17 protein-coding genes are annotated in these 18941 nt (G+C 61.6%); 5 read left to right on the forward strand and 12 right to left on the reverse strand.

What is annotated here, in order from left to right; translation table 11 throughout:
- Positions 1-126: 126 nt before the first annotated feature.
- The 3 genes from praA to PSH94_RS14200 all read right to left on the reverse strand — a co-directional run bounded on the left by praA (position 127) and on the right by PSH94_RS14200 (position 3337).
- On the reverse strand, positions 127-621 hold the full coding sequence (praA, locus tag PSH94_RS14190; RefSeq protein ID WP_305434890.1) for an alkane oxidation protein activator PraA: 495 nt from the start codon (positions 619-621) through the stop codon (positions 127-129).
- 134 nt (positions 622-755) lie between these two features.
- Positions 756-2036 carry an alkane 1-monooxygenase gene (locus tag PSH94_RS14195; protein ID WP_181076932.1) on the reverse strand — a complete coding sequence of 427 codons (1281 nt, stop codon included), beginning with the start codon at positions 2034-2036 and terminating at the stop codon, positions 756-758.
- Between the two features lie 308 nt (positions 2037-2344).
- Complete coding sequence (locus tag PSH94_RS14200) at positions 2345-3337, reverse strand: alpha/beta fold hydrolase (RefSeq protein WP_305434893.1); 993 nt, start codon at positions 3335-3337, stop codon at positions 2345-2347.
- Positions 3338-3613: 276 nt separating this feature from the next.
- Here PSH94_RS14200 and PSH94_RS14205 point away from each other — a divergent pair, with 276 nt between their 5' ends.
- From PSH94_RS14205 to PSH94_RS14215, 3 genes are read left to right on the forward strand one after another with little or no spacing between them, the layout of a single operon-like run.
- A complete protein-coding gene (locus tag PSH94_RS14205; protein WP_305434894.1) occupies positions 3614-5152 on the forward strand; it encodes an NAD(P)/FAD-dependent oxidoreductase in 1539 nt (512 codons plus the stop codon).
- Positions 5149-6039, forward strand: coding sequence for an SDR family oxidoreductase (locus tag PSH94_RS14210; RefSeq protein WP_253508010.1), 891 nt, complete (start codon positions 5149-5151; stop codon positions 6037-6039). The genes PSH94_RS14205 and PSH94_RS14210 overlap by 4 nt, the downstream gene beginning before the upstream one ends.
- Before the next feature lie 15 nt (positions 6040-6054).
- The gene (locus PSH94_RS14215; RefSeq protein WP_181076926.1) at positions 6055-6897 is read left to right on the forward strand and encodes a metal-dependent hydrolase; all 843 of its coding nucleotides are present in this window, start codon (positions 6055-6057) and stop codon (positions 6895-6897) included.
- On the opposite strand, the gene PSH94_RS14220 is transcribed toward PSH94_RS14215, so the two are convergent.
- Entirely contained in the window at positions 6894-8969 is a 2076-nt protein-coding gene (locus PSH94_RS14220) for a PTS sugar transporter subunit IIC/EAL domain-containing protein (RefSeq protein WP_181076924.1), read from the reverse strand. The two genes, PSH94_RS14215 and PSH94_RS14220, sit on opposite strands and share 4 nt — an antisense overlap.
- 319 nt (positions 8970-9288) lie before the next feature.
- Here PSH94_RS14220 and PSH94_RS14225 point away from each other — a divergent pair, with 319 nt between their 5' ends.
- A complete protein-coding gene (locus tag PSH94_RS14225) occupies positions 9289-9555 on the forward strand; it encodes a hypothetical protein (RefSeq protein ID WP_181076923.1) in 267 nt (88 codons plus the stop codon).
- Positions 9548-9913 carry a DUF6388 family protein gene (locus PSH94_RS14230; RefSeq protein ID WP_305434899.1) on the forward strand — a complete coding sequence of 122 codons (366 nt, stop codon included), beginning with the start codon at positions 9548-9550 and terminating at the stop codon, positions 9911-9913. The genes PSH94_RS14225 and PSH94_RS14230 overlap by 8 nt, the downstream gene beginning before the upstream one ends.
- Here PSH94_RS14230 and PSH94_RS14235 read toward each other — a convergent pair.
- Genes PSH94_RS14235 through PSH94_RS14270 form a run of 8 tightly spaced genes read right to left on the reverse strand, consistent with a single transcriptional unit; the run spans position 9910 to position 18892 of the window.
- A complete protein-coding gene (locus PSH94_RS14235; protein WP_253508016.1) occupies positions 9910-10752 on the reverse strand; it encodes a serine/threonine-protein kinase in 843 nt (280 codons plus the stop codon). The genes PSH94_RS14230 and PSH94_RS14235 overlap by 4 nt on opposite strands.
- Positions 10749-11480, reverse strand: a complete 732-nt coding sequence (locus PSH94_RS14240; protein ID WP_305434902.1) for a PP2C family serine/threonine-protein phosphatase — start codon at positions 11478-11480, stop codon at positions 10749-10751. Before PSH94_RS14240 ends, PSH94_RS14235 begins: the two co-directional genes overlap by 4 nt.
- Positions 11477-14860, reverse strand: coding sequence for a type VI secretion system membrane subunit TssM (gene tssM / locus PSH94_RS14245; RefSeq protein WP_305434903.1), 3384 nt, complete (start codon positions 14858-14860; stop codon positions 11477-11479). Before tssM ends, PSH94_RS14240 begins: the two co-directional genes overlap by 4 nt.
- 14 nt (positions 14861-14874) lie before the next feature.
- Positions 14875-15738 (reverse strand): type IVB secretion system protein IcmH/DotU, encoded by an 864-nt coding sequence (gene icmH, locus PSH94_RS14250; RefSeq protein ID WP_305434904.1) that lies wholly within the window; start codon positions 15736-15738, stop codon positions 14875-14877.
- A gap of 5 nt (positions 15739-15743) precedes the next feature.
- Entirely contained in the window at positions 15744-17069 is a 1326-nt protein-coding gene (tssK, locus tag PSH94_RS14255) for a type VI secretion system baseplate subunit TssK (protein ID WP_305434905.1), read from the reverse strand.
- Entirely contained in the window at positions 17056-17556 is a 501-nt protein-coding gene (gene tssJ, locus PSH94_RS14260; RefSeq protein WP_285429316.1) for a type VI secretion system lipoprotein TssJ, read from the reverse strand. The genes tssK and tssJ overlap by 14 nt, the downstream gene beginning before the upstream one ends.
- Positions 17557-17561: 5 nt before the next feature.
- Positions 17562-18746, reverse strand: coding sequence for a type VI secretion system-associated FHA domain protein TagH (gene tagH / locus PSH94_RS14265; protein ID WP_305434906.1), 1185 nt, complete (start codon positions 18744-18746; stop codon positions 17562-17564).
- 14 nt (positions 18747-18760) lie between these two features.
- The gene (locus tag PSH94_RS14270) at positions 18761-18892 is read right to left on the reverse strand and encodes a type VI secretion protein (RefSeq protein WP_181076909.1); all 132 of its coding nucleotides are present in this window, start codon (positions 18890-18892) and stop codon (positions 18761-18763) included.
- Positions 18893-18941: the final 49 nt, after the last annotated feature.

Raw genomic sequence — 18941 nt, forward strand, 5'->3', positions numbered from 1 at the left:
TTCCTCACAGTGATGGCGAGTCATTCGCCAGGGGTAATGGCCATGAACGAGAGGTCACGGTGAAACTGCAGAACTTCCCTTTCCAGCCAAATTTCAATGCAATTACCGCTATTAATGTGCGTTGCGTTAATCAACCACTTTGAAGTTGGGCGGCATCTTGATCGACACCGTTTTTATCTTGCAGTCTTCGCCAATCTGCACATTGGCCGCTTCCAACTTTCCGGTGGCGTTATCCCAGGTGCCATCAGCGGTAGAGGGACCGCACTTGCCGCCCAGACCGAAGGCATGTACATCAACGCTGATTTTTGACATGGACCCGCTGCGGCTGTCTTTGGCCACCAGTATCCAAGGCAAGTTAATGGCCTCCACCCGGCTGCACTTGAGGCCGCCATCGAATTCAACTTTGTCGACATTGACCGATGCGCCATCCGCCGCCACTTTGCCGGCGACTTTAATGGTGCAGTCGGCGCTGATCAGTGCCCCCTTGGAAAAGCTGATGGGACCCTGTGCCGTAAAAGCGCTGCCGGCCGGCTCGATGCGGGCGGCCTGGGCCTGGTGATAGGCGATCAGCCCCAACGCGGCCAATACGACATGAGCGGTGAATTTGGCGGGTGCCTGCATGGTGGACGTCCTTCCCTTTAATTGTTTTTGTTCGGGTCAAACACAACTTGCTAACTATTTGAGCGACAAACCCAGGGCGACAAAAACCCGCGCGCTGGATATACCGCGCGCCGATAACCCTGTTTCTAATTACGTTAGAACGGTGTGGCGTTATGGCTGTACTTCTCCAGATACTTCAAACGTTGCGACGGTTGAAGATTGGTCAGGGTGATATCCCCGGCATAATGATTAAGTACCCGATGGTCCATGCGGCGGCGCCACAAGTACGGCACATAGGCCCAGACAATCATGCTTGCATAACCATAGGGCAGTTGCGGGGACTCATCGAAGTGGCGCAACGACTGATAACTGCGCGTGGGGTTGGCATGGTGATCGGAATGGCGCTGCAACTGGAATAGAAAGATGTTGGTGACAATCCGATTACTATTCCAGGAATGCCGGGGTGAACAACGCTCATAGCGCCCGTTGGGCAACTTCTGACGCTTAAGGCCGTAGTGTTCGACATAGTTCACGACTTCCAGCAACGAGAACCCATAGATGCCCTGGATAATCAGGAACGGAATCACCGCCGCCCCGAGCCAGGCAATCATCGCGCCCCACAGCACCACGCTGTACATCCAGGCACTGAGCACGGCGTTTTTCCAGTGCCAGGCCGGCAGACCGAGTTTGCGCAGGCGCTCACGCTCAAGGTTCCAGGCCGAGCGCGCGCTGAACCACACCGAGCGTGGTAGAAATGCCCAGAAGCTTTCCCCCAGGCGCGAGCTGGCCGGATCTTCCGGGGTCGCGACGCGGACGTGATGGCCACGGTTGTGTTCGGTGTAAAAGTGCCCGTAGAAGGTCGGCGCCAGCGTGACCTTGGCCAGGAACACCTCCAGGGGTTTGGGTTTGTGCCCCAGTTCATGGGCGGTGTTGATCGCAATCCCGGTGGCGGCACCGGTCGACATGGCCATGCCCAGGTAAGTGAACCAGCTCGGTTCGCCATGCAACTGAGTGCGGGCGGTGACGTAAGCGGCCACCTGGGACAGCCAGTCAGCCGGGTCGAGATGGGCGGTGGCCTGTAGCAGCCCGCCGTCGATGATCCAGGCAATGCCCCCCGCGGCGAGCCAGCCGGTGATCACCACCGAGGCGATCACAAAGAGTACGCCGGTGTAGACGATCCAGCGGTAATAGCGTTGGGATTCAAGGTGGCCGACGGCGGATTCCGGTGGGTTGCTGACGTCTTCGCCGAGCAGGCCGTCGATCAACGGAATCAGGCCGAAGATCACCAGCACCCCGACCCACCAGAGCTGCTGGACGCCGGTGCTGATCGCCAGTGCTCCGGACAACAGCGGCGTGGCCAGGGGCATGATGCCCAGCCACCACAGGTGGCGTTTGCCATCGGCCCATACCGAAGGTGCTGCGAGCGTCTGGTTCATGGCAGCCTCCGGGCAAAACGCGCAGGCCTAGTGGCGGACCACAGGATGGGGGAGCGCGAGCGGTCCCCGGACATCAAGCATGCGATAAAAAGCGTTTTTTTCATTTTTGTTCGCTCTTAGGCACTTCAAAAAATTCATTTCAAAATAAATATTGAAATATTTTTTTAAATAGATAGCGCGGAATCGTTAGGTCGTCAACTACTTTGTCGAGCGCTTTTTCCGGTGACTGCGCAGTCTTTTTTCAGGTCCGCCAGTCAGGTCTCTAGAACAACGGTTTGCACCGCCCCGCCCGAACACGACGGCCATGATTATTTGTTCGCCAGGGCAACGGGCGGGGTCAGCTGCGTATTGGCCTGCCCTGACCGCACGTGCTTGGCCACCTGCTGCACCAGCTCCACCACCCGCGGCGTGGCGGTAATCGGCAGCATGTGGCCGCGCCCTTCAACGAGCTGCAGTTTCAGGCCCGGCACCCTGTCGGCGAGCGCCTGACCGTGCGTGCGAAAGTCCAGCACCCGGTCCCGCGCGCCGTAGATCAAGCCAATCGGCAAGGTCAGGCCTGGGTAGCGCCGGACCATGTGCGGCAGGTCGTCGTTGACCAGGGCAATTTCACTGGAGGCGGCATAAAAGTTGGCTGGACGCATGCCCAACAGGCCACCGCCACGGGTGGCGAAATCCTCGGGCGCAACATCCGGCGCGAAGATGCCTTTGACCACACTGCGCCGAGTCAACAGGCCAATGGGCACCGTCAACGTATGGGCAACCCAGCGGCGCAGCCATGCCGGCCGCACCGCCAGCGACCAGAACACCGGTGGCAATGTCGGCTGGGGATGAGTCAGTGGCGCCACCAGGACCAGGCCCGATACCGTCTCAGGATGGTCGAGGGCCAGCGCCAGAGCGAGCGCGCCCCCCAGGGAATGCCCAAGCACCAGCGGTGGGTCCAACCGCAACGCCTGGATGAACCGGGCAATTTGCCGCGCCTGGCCCGGCAGGTCGGCCGCAGTGCCGGCGCGGCGCGTGGAGTAACCCGAGCCCGGCCGGTCGAGGGTGATCACCCGAAACTGCTCGCGCAAGTGACCGGACAAGGCGTAGGTCAGGTTGCGACTGCTACCCATCAATCCGTGAATCATCACCAATGGCGGCCCGTTGCCCTCTTCCACATAGTGGAATTGCTCGCCGTCGACCTCAATAAAACGGCCATCGCGCGGCACGGCCTTTTCAATGCGCCGCGTCATCCAGGCGCTGAAACCCCAGGCCATTACACACGCCCCCACACCCGCAGCCATTACCCATTCCATCGTCATGCGCTCGGTCCTCTGCATTCCCTGCCGCCGGCGCCTCAACCGGAATTGGTCGGGCCTCGGCCACCGCACACACCCTGGACCAAAGCCTGATACAGACATGCGCGTCCGTCGGACAAATCGCACATTCGAGACAAGGACCTAGCGTAGGCGATATTTTCAGGTAGATTATTTAAAATCTTTTTTAAAATAATTAATTAAATTTTCCTTTGCAACGGCGTTCCACCCAAAAGACACAACAAGATCAGGAGCCCATCCGATGCCCACTCAGGACAGCCTATGAATGCCCACAATGACTCGATCGACATCGCCATCATCGGTACAGGCTTCGCCGGCCTGTGCATGGCCATCCAGCTCAAGCAGGCCGGGCTTACCGACTTTTTCGTCGCCGAACAGGCCGACAGCCTCGGCGGTACCTGGCGCGACAACCATTACCCCGGCTGTGCCTGCGATGTGCAGTCCCATGTCTACTCGTTTTCCTTTGCGCCCAACCCGAACTGGACACGGCAGTTCGCGCCGCAGGCGGAAATTCGCGCGTATTTGGAACAATGCGCCACGCGTTTCGAGCTGGCGCCCTACCTGCGCTTCGGTATGGGGTTGACCCGCGCGGTGTTCGATGAAGCCCAACAGCGCTGGCACCTGAGTTTCAGCAACGGCCGGCAGGTGAGCGCACGGGTATTGGTGTCGGGGATGGGCGGCCTGTCGCGCCCGGCGTTGCCGGATATTCCGGGCCTGGAAAGTTTTAAGGGCCAGCGTTTCCACTCGCAGCAGTGGGACCATGGTTATTCGCTCAAGGGCAAGCGCGTGGCGGTGATCGGCACCGGCGCCAGCGCGATTCAATTCGTGCCGCAGATCGCCCCGCAGGTGGCCCATCTGGACCTGTTCCAGCGCACGCCGCCATGGATCATGCCCAAACCCGACCGTGCGATTGGGCCGCTGGAACGCTGGCTGTTCAAGCACGTGCCTGTTACACAGCGGCTTATGCGCGCGGGGTTTTACTGGGCATTGGAAGGACGGGTGGTGGGCTTTGCGCGGCATCCGCGGCTGATGAAGATGGTGCAGCGTATCGCCCTGCGTCACCTGCACAGGCAAGTGGCGCGCCCTTCCCTGCGCAAGCGCCTCACGCCGGACTACACCATCGGCTGCAAGCGCGTGCTGATCTCCAATGACTATTACCCGGCATTGTCGCGCAGCAATGTCGAGGTGGTGACCGAGCCTGTGCAGCGCATCGAACCCGACGGCGTGATCACCGCCGACGGTATCAAGCACCCGGCGGACTGCCTGATTTTCGGCACCGGCTTCCAGGCCAGCGACCCGCTGCCACGCGGCTGCATCATCGGCCGCGACGGCATGGACCTGATGGACACTTGGCGTGAGGGCGCCCATGCCTACAAGGGCACAACCGTGCCCGGCTATCCCAACCTGTTCCTGATTGTTGGGCCCAATACCGGGCTTGGGCACAACTCGATGATCCTGATGATTGAGGCCCAGGTGGCCTACATCCTCGACGCGCTCAAGCAGATGCAACGCCAGCGTATCGCCACGGTGGAGGTCAAGCCGACGGTGGAACAGTCCTACAACCACCATCTGCAACACAAGCTTGAACGCACCATCTGGAACACCGGCGGTTGCCAGAGCTGGTATCTGGACCCGCGCACCGGCAGGAACACCACGCTGTGGCCCGGCTCGACCTGGCATTTCAAGCAACTCACCCGCCAGTTCGCGCTCAAGGATTATGTGACGGGCATGGCGGTCCTCAGCCCACCTGCGCGTGCGCCCTCCGTGGTCCGCGCCAATCCCGAAGGAAGCCTGTCATGAAGTCATTCAACGGCCGCGTTGCGGCCATCACCGGCGCGGCCTCCGGCATGGGCCGCGCGCTGGCACTGGCCTTGGCCCGTGAGGGGTGCCACCTGGCACTGGCGGACAAAAACCTTCAAGGCCTGGAACACACCCGCGCCTTGATCGAAGAGTCGGGCCTGCCGCCGGTGCGGATCACTACGCAGATGCTTGATGTGGCCGACCGCCAAGCCATGCAGGATTGGGCCGCGCGCTGCATGGCCGAGCACGGCCAGGTCAACCTGGTTTTCAACAATGCCGGGGTGGCACTGTCAAGTACCGTAGAGGGCGTGGATTACGCTGACCTGGAGTGGATCGTCGGTATCAATTTCTGGGGCGTGGTCCACGGCACCAAGGCCTTCCTCCCCTACCTCAAGGCAAGCGGCGAAGGCCACGTGATCAACACCTCCAGCGTGTTCGGGCTGTTCGCGCAGCCGGGCATGAGCGGCTACAACGCCAGCAAGTTCGCAGTGCGTGGCTTTACCGAGGCGCTGCGTCAGGAACTCGACCTGCAACGCTGCGGCGTGTCGGCGACCTGCGTGCACCCCGGCGGGATCCGCACCGATATCTGCCGCAGCAGCCGTATCGACGCGAACATGACCGGCTTTTTGATCCACAGCGAACAACAGGCCCGCGCCGACTTCGAAAAACTGTTTATCACCGATGCCGACCAGGCCGCGACAGTGATCCTGCACGGAGTGCGCAAAAACAAGCGTCGCGTGTTGATCGGCCGCGACGCCTATGCCCTCGACCTGCTTGCCCGTTGCCTGCCGGCGGCTTACCAGGCGTTGGTGGTATTTGCCAGCAAACGCATGGCTCCCAAACCGCGCACGCCAGTGTTTGAAACCAACGACGAGTCTCGTCTCTGAACAGGAGCACAGCCCATGCTACCCATCCGTCGCGATGTCCGTTTTGCCCTGCCCGCCGAGCGCATCAAGGACTGGCACGAACAAGGCCCGTTCATCACGCACTTCTTCAATGCCCTGTCGCTGCTGTTTCCTCAGGGCGAACTGTTCTTCATGGACAGCGTGCGCCATTACCGGCAGCGCATCGACGACCCGCTGTTGAAGAAGGAAATCCAGGGTTTTATCGGTCAAGAGGCCATGCACAGCCGCGAACATGTGGCCTATAACGACCTGCTGCAAGCGGCGGGCCTGCCGGCGCACACCCTCGATCGGCGGTTGAAATTCATCCTCGACTGGCAAAAAAAACACCTGCCGCCGGCGTTCAACCTGGCCGTGACCATCGCCCTGGAGCACTACACCGCGATGCTCGCCGAGATCCTGCTGAGCGACCCGTCGCGCTTCGGCCATTCACTCAAGGGCTACCAGCAAATGTGGTACTGGCACGCCCTCGAAGAAACCGAGCACAAAGCCGTGGCGTTTGACGTATGGAACACTGTGATCAAGCCGGGTCCCGGGCGCTATCTGCTGCGCACCGGGACCATGCTCACCACTACGCTGCTGTTCTGGCTGGTGGTGCTGGACTTTCATGTGCGCTTGCTGGTGGCGGACCGCAAGGCGGGAGGTTTTTTCAAGGGCTTCTGGCGCATGCTCAAGTTTCTGTATGGCCCTAAAGGCGTTTTCCCGCGCATGCTGGTGCCTTGGCTGCATTACTTCAAGCCAGGCTTCCACCCTTGGGATCATGACAATCGCGCGCACCTGGCCGGTATCGACGCTTTGGTCGACGACATCGAACAGACCCGGCGCGGCTACGAATCCGCCTAGGTCTGCGCCAACGCCGCACGTTCGCGCACAAAGCCTTCCAACTGATCGCCCGGCAGCGCCTTGCTGAAATACCAGCCCTGGATAAACAGTTCGCTGCCGGTGTTCAGGAAGGCCAGTTGCTCGGCGGTCTCCACCCCTTCGACGACCACACCCAGGTTCAACGCCTCGCAGAAACGCAGCATCCCGGTCAGGACCTGCGCGCCCTTGGGATCATGCTGGGCCACCACGAAGCTGCGGTCGATCTTGATAAAGTCCACCGGAAACTGGTGCAGGTAACTCAACGCTGAAAAACCGGTGCCAAAGTCGTCGATATACACCTTGGCGCCAATCGCCTGGAGTTTTTGAATCGTCCGCCGCGTAGCCTGGATATCGCTGACCAGAGCATCTTCGGTGATCTCCACCGAGACCTGCCCGTGGGCCTGTGCCAGGATGCCGACGAGGCGCTCGCCATAGGTGGCATCCGTCAGCGTCGCGCTGGAAATATTAATGGTCATGGGTAGCGTGAACCCCAACTTTTGCCATTTCTGGTATTGGCGCACGGCCTGGGACGCCACCCACATGTCCACGTCCGGCATCAATTGGGCCTGGGCCAGCCATTGCAGGAATTCCCAGGGCGAATGCACCGTGCCCTGGGCATCGCGAGCGCGCATCAAGGCCTCGCAACCGGTGCACAGTCCGGTGCGGGTCGAGACTTGCGGTTGGAATTCCAGATAGAAATCGTAGTCGCTGATCTGCTGGATGCGGCTCAGCTCATTGGCGTGACGCGCCAGGGTCTTGTGGGAAGCCAGCACGGGGTCCAGTTCGCGCAGCCGGCCTTTTTCCTCAAGGCCACGGAAGGTCATGTCCAGGGATTTGAGATACACCGTGCCGCCTTCGCTGGCCTGGCGATGGATCGCCCGCACATACGGCACATACACCAGCGTGCCCAGGCCCAGCAACGCCACCTGCAGCGCGACCGCCGCCAGGTCGCCGTGAGTGCTCAGATAAGCATTGAGCAACACCGGAGAGGTGAACGGCACACTGGCCACCGCCGGCGAAACCCAGCCCATCTGCACCGCCCCCAAGGCCAGCATTGCGTTCATGGCAGGCACTAATAGAAAGGGGATGAACAGACGCGGGTTGAGGATGATCGGCAAGCCGAACAGCAGCACCTCGCTGACGTTGAACAGTGACAGCGGCAAGCTCGCCACGGCGACCAGGCGCATGGACTGGCTCTTGGAAAACAGCAGGATCGCCAGCAGCAGGCATAACGCGCCGCCCGAACCGCCGATAAAAGCAAAACTGCCGAGCAGACCGCTGTTCAACAGGTACTTGATCGGCTCCCCTGCAGCCGCCGCCGTGCCGTTGAGCACCACGGCCTGATCCAACACATCGAACAGCGGCTGCATGGCGTACACGCCGTGGATTCCGAAGAACCACAACAGCGAATTCATCAGCGTCACGAACAGGCCGCTGCCGTAGGGCGACTGCAACGCATCCAGCACCTGCGGCCCCTGCAACTGTGCCACATACGGGACTTGCAGCAGTAACGACAGGACCGTGACCAATGCCAGGGCGGTGAGCGCGCCGGGCACGACCATGTTGATGGTGCCACGCAGGTTGTGCCCCACCAGGTCCTCGTTGACCAGCCGCGTCCAACGATAACGGTGCAACCAGGCCACGGCCGGCACGTTCAGCAACGGCGAGGCGATGGCGATGAATAACACGAAGGTGGCCGAGGCCCGTGGGTAGTCGCGCAGTACAAAGGTGGCGATCACCACGTGGGCCAGGCAGAGAAACGCCACCGGAAGCTGCGGGAGGCGATACTGGATCGCCAGCATGTAGCCAATGGACGCGGCCACCAGCAGTGGGATGACCGAACTGATCTGGTTATGCAGCCCCGCGAGAAAGGCCACCAGTCGCGGGTCGAATCCCAGCACCCGGGCGCATTCGGACAGGATCAGAAACCCGGCCGAAACGAGCAGGCAAGGCAGGATCCACAACAGCCCTTCGCGGATTGCCCGCAACGACTCGGTGCTGGCCAAGGCCGCCAGACGTTGGGTAAAGAAAAGCTTGAAGAGCGTTTGCGCCATGACCCATCCCTCTGCCCATCGCACGATGCCCTTCAAGGCAGGGCCCGGAAACACGAGGTAACGCTACACGCCCAGGCACTGGGAGCGAAAGGCCTTTACGGCGTTGGCGACGATTTTCCAGGGGGTTGCGGCCTGGAATTGGGTAATTGCGCGCAATTAATTGAACTTTTTAAGTAGGAAAAATCCCTAATCGTGGTTGAGCGGGTACTATTGACGGCTTATGGAGCGTGAGTGTGACCCGGCAAAGCGTCAGGCTGAGGTCGCCAATTCAGGGAAGCAGGGCCTGAGTCATACCAGGTACCCAGGAGGTAGGTTCAAAATGCAACACAAGTTGTCGAACGCAATGCGGCCACTGCTGCTTAACGCAATGCTATGGCTGGGCGGAGTCGCCCTGTTGTTTGTAATCAAAGATATTGTTGAAGAAGTGTCCGGACCGATCGCCGGTACCTGGGTTGATCTGACGCTGGTGCTGATGGCCTATCTGCTGTTCTTCATACTCGAACCACTGCAACATCGGGTATCGCGCCACCTGCGCAAGCGTGCTCGACGCAGGGAATCCCACCAGGAGGTCGGCACCGGTGTCTGAGCATAGAAACGATCCTGTAGCTGAGCCGGGTGATAGCCATCAACTGGCCCTTGATCGATTTCTTGTGGCCCATCCGGAGCTCCTCGCGCAATTGGACGCCTTGAATCCCCTGGCCGCTCAGGCCAAGGGTGAATCGCTTGCCCAATACCGCGCGGAACGCTTGCACGAAGCCTTCGAAGCGGAAGCCGAGCGCCTGGGTTTGTTCGCGTGGGAACTGACGCTTAAACTCACCGCCGAGTCCCCCGAAGCCTTCAACGCTCAACGCTTGGAAGTGCACAGGGAAGTGGCGCAGATGGCCGGATTGAGCTGGTCCGAATACTGCGAGCTGCACAACTTGCCCGGCGCCCCCCTCCCCTAGACAAACCATCGCCGGTGCGTCACCGCCATGCTATCGCGCAGTTGTTCAACCGTAACCGTTCGATGCGTCGCAGCCCAGCTCAAGGCTGAACGCAACGCGCTCCAGCAGCGCCTGGGCAACCTGCGCGGCCGGGGCAGTGGGCGGGTGCGGTGAGGCTCCACGACGCGCCTTCCCTGGGCCAACTCGTACAGCACGCGCGCGGCGCCATAAAGGTCGGCGCTCACTGACGGTCCGCCGCCGTCCTTCAACTCCGGGGCGGCATAGGCCGGGGTCCAGGCATTCAAGCGACGGTGGCTCAAGCCTGGTAATCCGGCGGCTCTTTGCGACTCGGCATGCCCCAGGCCGAAGTCGAACAGACACAAGCCCTGCTCCCCGACCATGATGTTGGTCGGTTTTATATCCCCATGCAGCACACCCGCGCGGTGCGCATAAGCAAGCGCATCCAACAGTTGCACGGCCATCGGTTGCAGCTCATTCCAAGGCAGGCCGTCCGGGTACTCCAGCAGCAGCCGGTCCAGGGTCAGCCCCGGCAGCCACTCCATGGTGAAGAACGCCACCTGACGCACCGTGTCGACTTCAAAAGCGAACGCGCGCACCACGTGCTCATGGCGCAGCCTTCGTGTCAGGGCGAATTCGCTGTACAGCAGCACATGCCCATCGGGACAGGTGGAAAGGCTGTCGCCCAGCAGTTTCAATGCGACCCAGGGGCTGGGCTCACCGAAGGCTTCGTGCAGCAGGTCTCGTGCACGATAAACCACACCCATCCCACCCGTTCCCAACACGCGCTCAAGCTGATAGCGCCCCGCAAGCAGGTCGGGCGGGCCCAGGGCCGCGCTCATGGCTGCACCACCACCGCCGTCAGGTCGTCCTGGGCCGGGCCGCGCAACACTTCGGCGAACAACCGATCCACCATTTGCCGAGGGTTGTTCATACTCAGCGCACGCCCCAGCACGCCGTGGCTGAGCCCCTGATACAAACCGTCGCTGCACAGTAAAAACACATCGCCGGGGTGGACGCACAGTTCCAGCACCTCCAGGCTCAGGGGTTGTCGGCCGCCGATGGCCCGCGTCAGGGCTCTGGCATTCGGATGGCCGCGCGCCTGCTCCAGGGTCAAGTGCTGGCGATCCATCAATTGCTGCAAGCGTGAATGGTCCCGCGACAACTGGTACAGACGTTGCCCGCGCCAGAGGTAGCATCGGCTGTCGCCGACCCAAAGGCAGGCGGCACGATTGCCATCCAGCAGCAAGGCGACCACGGTGCTGCCCATCATATCCGTCAGGCTGCCATCAACCGATGGCGCCGCGCGGCTCAACTGGCGGTCAAGTGCGCGCAGGCGCCTGCGCACCGTGTCGATACGCTGATCGAAGCCATCATCGCCAGGCAACGACGCCAGGCTTCGGATGACCGACTGGCTGGCCACATCCCCGGCACGATGGCCGCCCATGCCGTCGGCTACCGCCCAGCAGCCACGCTGCGGGCAGTCGAGGAAAGCGTCCTCGTTGCGCGCACGCAGCTTGCCCCGCGCTGTACGCCCGGCGCTGCGCCACAACGCAGGCATCGGGGTCATAGTTGCTCCGGCAAGCGAAAGGTGCGCCATTGCTCCCACTGCAGCGGCACCGGGTTGCGTTGGCTGGAAAGCAGGAAGTGCGCACGCAGCCCGGAGAGATCAGCCTTGAACAGGCGGGCCTGGCGAGCATCAATGAGCTCACTTTGCATCAGCTCGACGAACCGAAACAATGACCACTCCCCGCTGTTATCCTTGATGCCTAATGGCCGCTGCGCGCCACGCTCCAGTACCAGGCTGGTGCGGCTCTGGTCCGCCTCGCCGGGCCAGTCGAACACCATCGGCACGATGGGGCCGTGGCGGTATTCGAGCTGTTTGTCGCCAATACTCAGCATCGCACGGCTGACAGCCGGGTCCAGGCTGTAGGGCGCCAGACTGAACCGCACCGCCCACTCCTGCTCGTCATTGAAGAAACCTTGACGAATCATCTGGGCTTTGCTGAGTTGGTCCAGCAACGAGCGCGACATCGGCAGGCTGCGGCCGTCCAGACTACGCAGGCGGTAGCGGCGGCCGTCTGCACTGACAAACGCGCGCAGATGGCTGTCGTAGAAGCGCGCCAAGCTCCCCCGTGGCTTGAAGAATTCCTGAAAATCCTCCAGGGCGACATCGGTGCGTGCACTGGCAGTGAATGGATACCGACGCTGAATCGTCTTGGCGTAAAAGCCGTAGAGTTCGCTCTGGTAGCGCTGATTGACATAGGCATGAGCGCTGTCAAGCAACAGCCGCCAGCTATCGTCGGCAATACTGTCGAACCACCCTTTCAGAGGTTGCGGCAGGCGCGCAGCCGTATCACGTAAACGCCCCAATTGCGGTTGCTGGCCATCCATGCGCCGGCTGGCCATCCTGAACGCGGCCTGTTCGGGCAAGTCATCGCGGTTCAAGCCCGCCAACTGCAGTTGCCATTCATCCAGCAGCCGCAACGCCTGCAGCAGTTGTTCACGTGGGTTCTGCTCCGCATCCAGCAATTGATGCAAGGGCTCGAAGCGCCGCTGCAACGCGCGCCGCGCGGAATCAGGTGCCATCTGCCCCGGTAATGCGCTGCCTGACAACAGGGACGCGCCCGCCTGCGCCGCAACGCCCAGCTCGCCAACTTGGCGCGTCACGCCCTCAAGGTGCTCGCGTTGCGCCACAAGCCGGGTGTTTTCACGCAACTGATGCAACAGTTGCACCCACGGCGACTGGGCGGATGCCAGGTCGGCAAGCGTCTCTGCATGCTGTCGCAGGTTGTCGCTCTCCAACAGCCGAACCTGACCGATGGCGTGGCTCCACGCATCGGCATACTCGCTGAAATAGCGTTGCTCCAGCTCCAGCATCAGCTGGCGTAAATCCATGGGGCTCAGGTCACCGCTTTCGCCGAGCACCCAGTTGTCCTGCGCGATGGCGTTGACCAGTCGCGGCCCCTGCTTTTCGAAGTACTGCACGTACCGCCGGGTGAAGAAGCCGGGGATGGGTTCATCCGGCGCGGAAAGCCCGCGCCCCTGTACCAGTCGATAAGGTTCAAGGTTGCGAGCCTGGTGACGCAGCGCCCGATAGACCACGCCGGCGAGCGATTCACCGCGCAATTGTTGGCGAGCCTCGGCCACCAGGTCATCGCTCAAGGGCATCACGAACGGTTGCTCAAGCAAGCGCGAGAAATGCTCGTTCAAGCGCTTCTGCACCGACGGGTCGCTGGCGTAACGTGCAGACCAATGACCCGCCACACGCTCCTTCAGCCAGGCATTATCACGACGTTTCGGCAAGTTAAGCATCAGGTACGCCCGCAACGTATCCATCAACGTTTCGCGATCGCCCAGGCTGGCCCGGACCTGTTCTTCAAGCAGGGCAACCACTTGCGGCAGCAGTTGCTGATGCAGTGTCCTGTCATAAACATCGGATAACAGCGGACGGACGGCCTCGCCTTGGAACAACCCTACCCGCTCGACCATCCGCACCTCCGCCACGGGAGGGAATACCTGGGTCGCAGCCCGATGGCTGTCCAGCCGCGGCAGCAGTGCCAGGGTGGAATCCGCTATGGCAGGATCGGGCGGTTGGATGTCGAGCAGTTGCGCCAATTGCAGCAGGCGCTGGTGGTTGACCGAGTAACTGTGTGTCCAGACTATTCCCGCCACGACCACGAGCAACGAAGCGACCAGCATCCCAAGGCCTTGGCGGCGGCGCAGGCGTTGTCGCTCGGGGGTATGCAGCCCCGCTAGGTCAGCCTCCGCAAAGATCACGCGGTTGAACAGGCCCTGCACGAAATACGAGCGTCCGTCCTCCGACGCCCCGCAGGCCAGGTAGAACCCGCGCAGTCGATTGATGCGCTGGAAGCGATGAGCGCAGAACGCAGTTTCCACGAACAGGCATAAACGCTCACCGATATGGGCAACCTGCCGGGGGAAGTCAAGCATCTGCCCGCGGCGCTCGACATCACGTTCCAGATGCAAGCGAGCAATCACCTGCGTGCCCAGACGCTTCAGCAACCTCTCGAACGCTTCGCGCACATGGCCGATCTCGGTGCCGGCCTTGCCTGCCGCCAGGGGCTCTCCGAGCACCGCTTCTGCGCTGTCGCCCATAGGGGAGTCGAAGAATTCGGCGAACCCCGGCAAGCGGTCGGCCTGGGTCAGTATCAGGTACACCGGCACGTCCATGTGCAGCCGTTGCTGGATGTCTTGCAGACGCGTGTGTATCCGTCGTGCATGCAGGTCGAGGTCGTGCTCGTTCATGCCCAGCAACGTTTCCACCGCCAGGGTCACCACCACACCGTTGAGCGGCCGCGCTCGGTGTCGCGACTTGAGCAGGCCCAGCAACGTCGACCATCCAGCACCGTCCACCGGCACGTCAGGCTGCGTCAGATAGCGCCCGGCAACCTCTATCACAACGGCTTCGTCGGCCAGGTAGGCATCAAAGTAAGCGTTCGCTCTCGAAGACCGCGCCTCTGAGCGATCGAGCGGGTAAACCAAACCGTTGGCCGACAGCAAAGAGCTTTTGCCGCTGCCTTGCTCGCCAATCAACAAATACCAAGGCAACTCGTTGCGCCAGCGCGCGCTGCGCTCACCGTAACGCCGCGTGGTTCTCAAGGTGTGCAAGGCCTCCTTGAAACGCCCGCGCACCTGGCGTTGCTCCGTCTCCACCAATCCGTCGCGCGGGTGACTCGCCTCGGTCTCAGGTAAGCGCAACCGTGCGGCACGCCGTCCGCCGGCCCCCACCATCGCCAGCCCCCATGCGAGAAGCAACGCGCTGATCGTCAGCAGACGCGCCGTCGAGCTTTGCCAGAAACGGTGGTCAGCGACCGCCAACAGCGGCCCGGCAAACCATACCAACAGTGCGCTGCCCAGTACCAACAACAGGCTCCATAACCAAATTTTGCGCAGCAACGCGCCCACGCCCTTGAAGAATGCGCTCATGATTGCTCCCAGCGTTACGAGGACGTCCGCGTCAGATCCGGCGCCAAAGATTGAAAGGATTGCAGTAAGGTCGTGCGCTGGTCGCCGAGCACGCCGGCGAATGCCAGATACATCGCCAGCAGGCAGATCCCAGCACAAGTGGCGACCCATTTGGCCGGCACAATGCGTAGCCGCGTGCGCGCCGGTCTGTCTGGCTCGGTGGAAACCGTCATCGACGCGTGTTCGCCACGCCCATGTCGAATCTGTCGGTACAGGCCATCGCGCACCGCTTCAAGCTGCACCCCACCGCGCTCCGTCACGCGGTACTTGCCTTCAAAGCCGATGGACAGGCACAGGTACATCAATTCCAGCATCGCCAGGTGCTTAAGCGGATCGAGGGACAAGCGCTCCAGCAGTTGGAAAAACTTTTCCCCGCCAAAGGTCTCTTGATGAAAGCGGCTCAGCAGGCTTGTTTTCGACCAATCGCTATGGCCGCCCCACGCCGTGGTCACCACCGCTTCGTCAATCACACTGCAAAGTACATAACGCGCGGACATGACCTGACTGTTTTCCTCGCCGTGATGCAGGGCGCGCGCCTCGAAGGCCTGGATCCCTGCGGACAGCCGGTCGTTAAGCGCCTGCAGGCTCTCGCGTCCCGAACTGGTCTTGAGCTGGACCGTCTGGAGCAGCAGGTCCCAGGCCGACGCGACCAGGAGGTTGGGGCCTATCGTAAAGCTGTGCGCGCCCTGCAGGCCGGCGGTGTAGATCATCCGGTCCTCGAGGTGCTCGAAGCGCGGCGGCGCTGCGAAATCCGTCACGGCGCCCTGCACGGGACCGTGACCATCGCGATCAAGCAGTACGGTTTTCTCGTCCTGCGGGTATTCACTGTCCATAGTCATAACGATCAGTTCCTGATGGCCCAGAACTTGAGCTCAAGCCCGGCAAACTCGCCGCTGGCGTGGAAGGCAAAACCTCCCGATTGCGCCAGCTGCGCGATGTCACGAGCACTGAGTTCAAGCATGAAATACGTCTTGCCGGCATGGAACGGGATCTGTCGCGGCGCCACGGGCAGCGGCTTGACCTTGATTCCCGCGAGATGCAGGTTGACCAGTTCGCGAATGCGCTCCACGGGGCCGACCTTCAGGTGCGCGGGCAAGCGCTGGCGCAGCTCTTCCGAGTCGCACTGGGCAGTGGCCGCCAGAATGAAAGTGGCGCAGCCCAGCAACTTGAGGTCACTGACCGGACAGACCAGCACCCCGTATTGGCGCGGTTGCAGTAAGAGCTCAATGGCATGCTGCTCCAGCACCGACGACAGCACCGTTCGAATGCCGTCCATCAACCCGCGAAAGCTCGCACCCTGGTCGCCATGCCGGTAACTCGCCTCTATCTGGGCGCGTTTATTGTGGGTAGCGAACGTCGACAGTTCACCGAGGATCACCAACAGCTCGCGGTACAACGTCTCTGGACGAACCTGAGGTTGGGTCAGGTAATGACGCAGGGTCGACTCTGTGCGGTTGATCAACTGCAGCATGAGAAAATCGCCCAGTTGCGTGCTCGATCCGTCGTTGCCCTGGATGCGCTCGGCAATCGCGTCGCCACGGGTACCCAGCAGGCTGATCACCTCATTGACGCACGACGACACGTAGCCTGAGCGTTGCAGGTAGATGAACGTCGGCACAAAGTCCGCGTCCAGCGTCACGCCTCCCTCGCGTGTCGACTCCAGCACTTGGGCCACCTGGAGTTTCACCAGGAGTGGGTCGCCGGCCTGCTCTCCCAACGCCAGTCGCAGGTCCGGACGAGCGCAATTGATCGGGCAACGGGAATCGACACCGGCATTGGAGTCGCCCACCTGGGTTTCATGACTGACGTAGCGCGCCAGAACGTCGCCTTGCTCCGCCCTGCGCACCTCCACCTGATTGCCGACCGCCAGCGGCAACACCAGGTACACCGCTTGCCCGCCCGCGTCAGCAGGCACCTGCAGCACCAAGGGTTCGTTCGCGCTGCCCAGCTCGAACAGGCTGCCGTCCGGAAATACCCCGCTGGCTCGGGCGACTACCACTTTGCCCAGGTTAAGGTATTGCGAGTCGACCTCAAGCGTCAGGAATCCCCAGCCATCGCCCTGCAACAGGCGGGTCTGGTTAAGCTGCTGGTGGTAGTAACGGTCGCTGTGCTGCAAGTGCTGCGGGCGCAGCAACATGCCCTCCTGCCAGATGACGTTATAGATCTGCATTTCGATCTCCCAAGCGACCGGCCTCATGGCCGACGATGCGGATACCCGCCTCGTCAAGCACAAGGTCGACACGGGTCAACTGCTGTTGTTGAACGCTGAGTACCCTGCGCCACTGGACACGAGGCAGATCCCGGTAGGCCGCCAGCACGCCGACGTAGCGGCTCTGCGGTTCGATACTGAGCTTGAGCATCTGCCGCTCACCGGGACTCAAGGCCAGCTCCTCGCTGCCGACCCAGTCCTTGGGCAGCGCTTGCTCAGCGCGTCCATACAGGCTGAAGAAATCAGCATGCTCAAATGCCGCCGGGTGCCGCAGTTCGATCAGGTGTATGACCACCGGCGATGGACGACCGTGAAGGTCCGGATTAAGCGTTTCGCTGGCCGTCAGGGTCAGCTCCAGCTTGGTCAAGGTCGAAAAAGGAGAGAGGCTGTGGCAGCCGGCCAGCAGGCTCAACGCCGACAGTAGAAAGACGACGACAGCTCGATACATGAAAGTCATCCCGGATAGGCCGTGTGCAGTGTTGAAACCAGACGCACCTGTTCGTCATAGGCTTTGGAAAAATCCTCGCGTAACAGGCGTTCCTCAAGGCCAGGCGTGTCGTTAAGTCGTTGGTAATGACGTTGGTAGGCGCGCCAATGTGCACCAGCGGTGGTGAACCTCGACGGGCTGCGCTCACGTTCAAAGCATGTCAGCAGATGCACTGGGGCAAACGCCGCTACCGCACTGCGCACCGTGGCACGGCAAGCCACGAGCAGCGCCAGTTGGTGGATCTGCAGTTCACGGCAAGCCTGGGCAACCGCCCATTCGGTGCAAAGCTGGCCTTGATCTTCCATGCCCAGCAGCGCGCTCATGGCAGCCTGGGGGTCGACACAGTCCTTGAGCGGGTTCTGGCGCTTGAAGGGTGAGGTGGTCAGGTCCAGGTGCAACTCGCTGTTCAGCTCGTCGCGGGTGCGCAAGCTTTGCTGAATACCCTCGACGGTTTGCCTGAACAATCCCGCCACTTTGATCGCAAGTGCTTCGCGCGTGCGTGAATCAAGCCCCTCCATCCGCAGGCCCAGCGCCTCGCCGAATTGCGTCCAGAAGACCGCAGGGACCGGAGCAGGAGCCGAAAGCGGTTCGACATCCGGTGCTTTTTCCTGGACATCGGCCCATCTCGGCGCGATCAAGTGGTCGCGCGCCAAGTGACCGCTGGAAAGCGCGCGGGCGCTCAGCGCAGCGTTGTCGGGCAACCCGTGCGAATCTTCGGATGGCGGATGGGACAAGTCGTCACTGGGCATTGCCTGCAACGGGTCCAGCCCCACAAAGGCATCATGGGGGATCGTCTCGCTACCGGCGAAGCTCTGCGCCGCGATGGGGCTTGGTCGTTCCGCCAGCCGCGCACGAATATCCACCGGCCCCAGTTGATAGACGTCACCGTCGCTGATCAGCCGTGCCAGGCCTTTGCGCAGGCGTTCGCTGCTGCCCCGCAGGCCGATGCCGTTACTGCTGATATCGGTGAGAAAGTACTGCCCGTCACGGTAACTGACCAGACCATGATGGCTGGACAGCAAGCGACTGGGATCGGCAAGGTTCCAATCACACCCTACCCCACGACCGATCACGCCGCCGGCGTCATCGAATACCTTGCGCGCCGACGAATCACCGCTTGCGGCGTCGCACACTTCAAACACTAATTGCATGCCAGGGCCCTCGTTCAACGGCCGCTACGCGTCAGTTGGGGATCACCCAGCGGACGGTAGTCGGCGTCATCAAACACGTAATTGGCGTTGCAGCCACTCAACAAACACAACGCAAGCCACCAGGCTTGCCATGGACGAAAATGCATCAGGTTTCTCCAGGAAAAACAGGCCGGGCAGCCGGAAATCGCACCCATG

Origin of the sequence: Pseudomonas sp. FP2254, from assembly GCF_030687695.1 — a bacterium.
Taxonomy (GTDB): Bacteria; Pseudomonadota; Gammaproteobacteria; order Pseudomonadales; family Pseudomonadaceae; genus Aquipseudomonas; species Aquipseudomonas quebecensis.